Below are 945 nucleotides of genomic sequence, written 5' to 3'. Positions count from 1 at the left end.
GATGGATTCACGGTTGAAGTGCAACTGTTAGTTCCGAGAATGCCTCGGCGGGTGTCTTGAAGTCCAGGCATTTGCGTGGAGTGTTGTTGAGGCGGTCGACGTATCTTCGGAGGTCTGCCGCCGTAAGGTCGTCGAGATTTGTCTTTCGAGGCAGCCATCGTCGCAAGCGGCCGATCGAGTTTTCGACGCCGCCTTTCTGCCAGGGGCTGTGAGGATCGCAGAAGAAGGTCTGGACGCCGAGGGCTTTGTGAAGCCGATGGTGTTCGGCGAACTCGCCTCCATTGTCGAAGCTGATGGTTTGGCGCATCGCCGGTGGCAGTTTGCCGAGTTGGAGAGCGATGGCTTTGGCTGTGGCAACAGCCTTGCGATCGACCTGACGGCGAACCCGGTTGAAGCGGCTTTGTCGCTCGTGGAGCACCATGAGCCCCTGTCCGGGCCGGGAGAACATCATGAAATCGGCTTCCCAATGGCCCGCCGTCTGCCGGTTGTCGGCTTCGATCGGCCGTTCAGCGATTGAACGCCGTTGTCTGATGAGGCTTGCGGTGCTGCCGCCCCGCCGCCGGCGCCCTCGGAACTTCTTGTGACGTGGCAACAGGAGGTACCAGTAATCCTGCTGTGCGGTCCGATGATAGATGAAGCGATAGATTGACTCATGGCTGATGATGACGCGACCATGCTTCAGCGCCAGTCGGCCGGCGATCTGCTCCGGCGAATGTCCCATCGCAAGGCTTTTGCCCACGCATCTTCGCAGGTTCGGCTGGCGCGCCAGCTTGAAGCGACAATCCCAGCGCCTCCGCCGTTCGGTCAATTGCTGGGCGCGCACGGGTTCGTACCCGCCGGCCCAGACCTTCGTTCGCTTGGAATTACGCCTAAGCTCACGACTGATCGTGGAAGGCGACCGGCCCACAGCCGCCGCGATTAGATTCTGAGACACACCGCCCGCAT

The 945-nt window shown here is 60.8% G+C and carries 1 protein-coding gene; it reads right to left on the bottom strand.

Features of this window, described 5'->3' with window-relative positions; genetic code table 11:
- Window positions 1-7 precede the first annotated feature (7 nt).
- A partial coding sequence (locus LPW26_RS25310; protein ID WP_238738531.1) for an IS30 family transposase occupies window positions 8-945 on the bottom strand: 938 nt, incomplete at its 5' end.

The organism is Rhodopseudomonas infernalis, assembly GCF_022271405.1.
GTDB classification, from domain to species: domain Bacteria; phylum Pseudomonadota; class Alphaproteobacteria; order Rhizobiales; family Xanthobacteraceae; genus Rhodopseudomonas; species Rhodopseudomonas infernalis.
This window is presented reverse-complemented; position numbering and strand designations above follow the sequence as displayed.